The following is a 4857-nucleotide window of genomic DNA, read 5'->3' as shown; positions in this document are numbered from 1 at the left end:
GGGGCTGGTCCCGCGGGGGTGGCCCGCGCCGCCCTGCCGCCGACCGCACCAGGCCGGCGCACCACCTTGCGTAGGGTTGCCGCACGGCCGGCAGCCGTCTGATCGTCTCGGCGGTTCCGTTTCCGCGGACACACGCTGACGACACCTGGCCGCAACCACCGCGCCAAACGCAGTGCACGGCGCTCACCAGCGGCAGCGGCCATCGATGCAGTTGTTGCCTGGCAACTTATGGACACCGGGGGGCGCCTCCGCGCTCCGTAGACTGAAGCCGTTCGCGGGAACGAATCCCACGCGGCGTGCGGGCGCACCTCCCGGCAGACCTGGTAGCAGGCGCGTCAAAAGCTATGAATTCACGGGGACTTGGGGTAACCATGGCTTTGATCGATCGGAGTACGGAACTCGACACGCTTGATGGCGCGATCACTGGATGCCTGTCCGGAAACTCCAGAATCGTGTTCGTTGAAGGTCCGGCCGGCTGTGGGAAGAGCGAGTTCATCGAGACCATCGCGGAGCGCGCCGAGGGCCTGGGCGCCACGCTGCTGCGCGCGGTGGGATCGCGCCCTGAGCGCACCGTCGCACTCGGCGCCCTACGGCAACTCATCACCAGCGCCCCCGCCGACACCCTGCCGCAGATCGCCCCGCTCACCCCGGACGTCCCGGTGCGGGTCGAGGTCATGCAGGAGTTCTGTGCGGCCCTGCGCCGGCTGAGCACACAGACGCCCGTCGTGCTGTGCGTGGACGATCTGCAACACGTGGACGACGCCACTCTCCAATATCTCCTCTACGCCGCGCGGCGCACCCGCTCCGCGCGCATCCTCTTCGTCCTCGCCGAATCCCTCCACGAGCACACCAGCGACCCCGTCTTCAGCACCGAACTGCTGCGCCTGCCGCACTTCGAGCGGCTGCGGTTGGAACGCCTCGACCGCTCGGGCGTCGCCCAACTGGCCGCGGGTTACCGGCGCTTGCCGCAGGACCAGGACTTCGTCGACGGGCTCCACACGATCAGCGGCGGCAACCCGCTGCTGCTGCGGGCGCTGGTCGAAGAGCACCGGGCGGCCGAATCGGCGGGCCGGGCAGCGGAGTTGAACCCGGAGTCGGGCGGCCCCTTCACCCAGGCCGTGCTCACCTGCCTGCACCGCGGCGGGCCGGCGACGGTGCGGCTCGCGGAGGCGCTCGCGGTGCTGCGCGAGGCCAGTACGGTCGAATGCCTGCGCCGGCTCCTGGACATCGGGGCCGCCGCCACGTCGCAGACCGTGCACGCGCTCAACGCCGCCGGCATCGCCGAGGGCTGCGGCTTCCGCCACCCCTCCGTACCGGCCGCGATCCTGCACGCCATGGACCCGGCGGCGCGGACCGCGCTGCACCGGGACGCGGCACAGTTGCTGCACGACATCGGCGCGCCGAGCCCCGCCGTCGCCGGCCACCTGCTGGCCGCCGACGAGGTGGCCGAGCGCTGGGGCGTCGCCGCGCTGCGCGACGCGGCCGAACAGGCGCTGGCCGAGGACGACGTGGCGCAGGCCGTGGCCTGTCTGACCCTCGCCCATCGGGCCTGCAACGACGACCAGCGGGCCAGCGCCATCAAGATCAGGCTCGCCGCCGTGACCTGGCGCGTCGACCCGTGCGCGGCCGAGGAGCACACCGCCGTACCGCTGGCGGCGCTCCGGGCCGGTCGACTCGGCGAGACGCACCTGCCCGCGCTGGCCCGACTCCTGGTCACCCAGGGGCGGGTGGACGAGGCCGCCGAGGTGTTGGAGCGACTGGCCGCCGCGCGCAGCGAGGGCAACTCCCCGTCGGCGGACGCGGTCCGCGGCAATCTGCTCGGCGCCCAGTTCGGCCACGGGCCGGCGGGCGGGGCGCGGGCCGTGGTCTCGATGTCCAAGGATGCCGAGGGGGCCGCCACGGTCACCCTCACCGAGGGCGTCACGGCGCGCCCGGCGGCCGGCATGTGGGCCGTGCCGGTCGCCGCCGAGAACGAGGCGGCAGCGGCGTCGGCCGAGCGGTTCTTGCAGACCGCCGTGTTGACCGACACCACCATCGAACCCATCGGGCAGGCGCTGCGCACCCTGGTGCACGGCGACCGGCCCGACCGCGCGGTGCCCTGGTGCCAGTCCTTCCTCGACGAGGCGGACCGGCGCGGCGCCCCGGGCTGGAAAGCGGCCTTCGCCCAGGCCCAGGCCGTGATCATGGTCAGGCAGGGCAATCTGCGGGCCGCCGAGGAGTACGCCACGATGGCGCTCGACTGCCTGCCGGAGAAGAACGGCAGCGTCTTCGCCTGCGCCCCGCGCTCCGTGCTCATCTACACGGCCACCGCACAGGGCCGGCACGGCGCCGCGGCCCGGCAGCTCAACCACCCGGTCCCCGACGGCCTGTTCCGTACCGTCTACGCCCTGGGCTACCTGCGCGCCCGCGGCTTCTACCACCTGGCGACCAATTGCTTCCACGCCGCCCTGAGCGACTTCCTGGAAGTCGGCAGGCTCGCCCGGCGCTGGGGCCTTGACCGGCCGGTCGTGGCGCCCTGGCGCACCGACGCGGCGGAGGCGCTGATCCCCCTCGGCGACCGACAGCAGGCCGAACAACTGGTCGCCGAACAACTCGCGATGGGCGACGCCCGCAACGCCCGGGTGCGCGGCGTCTCGCTGCGGGTGCGGGCCGCGCTCGCCGAGCCCGGGCAGCGCCCCAGGCTGCTGGCCGAGGCGGTCGACGAACTGCGCAAGTACGGCGACCGGTTGGAGCTCTCCCGGGCCCTGTCCGACCTGGGCCAGGCGTTCCAGGCGGTGGGCGAGCCGGCGCGGGCCAGCATGGTCACCCGGCGCGCCTGGCACCTGGCCAAGGAGTGCGGCATCGAGACGGTGCGCGAGCGCCCGGTGCCGGGCCACCACCCGCGGGCGGTCCCCGCGCAGGAGGACCCGCTGTGGGCGGCCGACCCGGACGTGGACGCCAAGCTCAGCGACTCCGAGAAGCGGGTGGCGGTGCTCGCCGCGTACGGCTACACCAACCGGGAGATCGCGTTGAAGCTGTACGTCACGGTGAGCACCGTCGAGCAGCACCTCACCCGGGTCTACCGCAAGCTCAACATCACCCGGCGCCAGGAGTTGCCGATGAACCTCCAGCTCAGCATGGCCGAGATCGCCTGACGTCGGCCTGTTGGCGGGTGGTTCGCCGGTGAGTGGTTCGCCGGCGGACGGCCCAGTGGGACAGGGCCTGGCAGTGGACGGTTCGGTGACTGGCGGGCCGGTGGCGCGACCGGGATGGGTTGGGGTGGGCCTCAACAGCCGCTGAAAAGAGGGCAGTTGGGGTCGCCCCCCGCCGGGTCCGCGGTCCGGGGCGCCTGCCGGTCGACGGTCGGTGGTCGGTGGCCCCGGTGGCCCTCGCGGGTGCCGGGTCGATCGGCCGTGGAGCCGGGGTGAGCAGCGCAGCGCTGTGTACGAGCAGTGCAGGGGCGGGGCGGGGGCGGGGGGGGGGGGGGCGGGGGGGGGGGGGGCCGCCGCGCGCGCCGGGGGGGGGGGGGGGGCGGGGGGGGGGCCCCCGGGGGCGGGGGCGGGGCGCGGGCCCGCCGCGGGCGCGGGGGGCGGGGCGGCGCGCGCGCCCCCGCCCCCCCCCCCCCCCCCCCCCCCCCCCCCCCGGGGTGCCGCGCCGGTGGGCTGGGTGTGGCCCGGGCGCGGGGTTGCCGGGCCGGCGCGACGCGGGTGGGTCGGCCGGTCCCGGCGGGTGGCGCGGATCAGCTGTAGGCGTAGAACCCGGAGCCGGTCTTACGGCCGAGGCGGCCCGCGTCGACCATCCGCTGGAGCAGCGGCGGAGCGGCGTACAGCGGCTCCTTGTACTCCTCGTACATCGAATCGGCGATCGAGGCGACCGTGTCCAGGCCGATCAGGTCGCTGAGCTTGAGCGGGCCCATCGGGTGGGCGCATCCCATCTCCATGCCGTCGTCGATGTCCTCACGGCCGGCGATGCCGGACTCGAACATCCGGATGGCGGACAGCAGGTACGGGATGAGCAGCGCGTTGACCACGAACCCGGAGCGGTCCTGGGCCCGGATGGCGTGCTTGCCGAGCACGCCCTGCACGACGGCCTCGGCGCGCTTGATGGTCTCCTCGCCGGTGGTCAGCGCGGGGATGACCTCCACCAGGCGCTGCACGGGCGCCGGGTTGAAGAAGTGGATGCCCACCACCTGGTCCGGGCGGGAGGTGGCCACCGCCAGCTTGACCAGCGGAATGGAGGAGGTGTTGGAGGCCAAGATGGCGTCCGGACGGGTCACCACCTGGTCGAGCACCCGGAAGATCTCCGTCTTGACCTGCTCGTTCTCCACGACGGCCTCGATGACGAGGTCGCGGTCGGCGAACTCTCCGAGGTCGGTGGTGAAGCTGAGCCTGGCGAGTGCCGAGTCCCGCTCATCGGGGGTGATCTTGCCCCGCTCGGCGGCCTTGCCGAGCGAGTTGGTCAGCCGGGTGCGGCCCAACTCCAGGGCCTCGCCCGTGGTCTCGGCGACCATGACGTCCAGACCGGAACGGGCGCACACCTCCGCGATGCCGGCGCCCATCTGGCCGCAGCCCACCACTCCGACGCGTTCGATGTCGGTCACATCGTGCCTTTCGCTGATCTTCATCGGCCGGCGGCGGACCTTCCACCCCTGGCTTGTGGCACGGAGGGCTTCGCTGACCGCCTAGGCCACGACGGTACTCCGCGCCCTGCTGCACGCGGGCGGTCGGGGCGGGCATGCTGACCACACAGTGGTGTGATGCACGCAACAGCGAAGGGAAGGCTGATGGGGCGCTTGGGGATGTGGGGTCGCCGGGGCTTTGCGGTCGGGGCGGCCGGGGCCGTCGCCGGGCTGTGGTCCGGCGGCGCGGCGGTGGCCGC

2 protein-coding genes are annotated in these 4857 nt (G+C 73.7%); one reads left to right on the top strand and one right to left on the bottom strand.

Annotated elements, in window-relative coordinates:
- Positions 1–344 precede the first annotated feature (344 nt).
- The gene (locus AAHZ94_RS28475; protein WP_349996444.1) at positions 345–3134 is read left to right on the top strand and encodes a helix-turn-helix transcriptional regulator; all 2790 of its coding nucleotides are present in this window, start codon (positions 345–347) and stop codon (positions 3132–3134) included.
- A gap of 584 nt (positions 3135–3718) precedes the next feature.
- Here AAHZ94_RS28475 and AAHZ94_RS28470 read toward each other — a convergent pair.
- On the bottom strand, positions 3719–4579 hold the full coding sequence (locus tag AAHZ94_RS28470) for a 3-hydroxybutyryl-CoA dehydrogenase (protein ID WP_349996445.1): 861 nt from the start codon (positions 4577–4579) through the stop codon (positions 3719–3721).
- Positions 4580–4857: the final 278 nt, after the last annotated feature.

The organism is Streptomyces sp. HSW2009, assembly GCF_040240285.1.
Taxonomy (GTDB): domain Bacteria; phylum Actinomycetota; class Actinomycetes; order Streptomycetales; family Streptomycetaceae; genus Streptomyces.
This window is presented reverse-complemented; position numbering and strand designations above follow the sequence as displayed.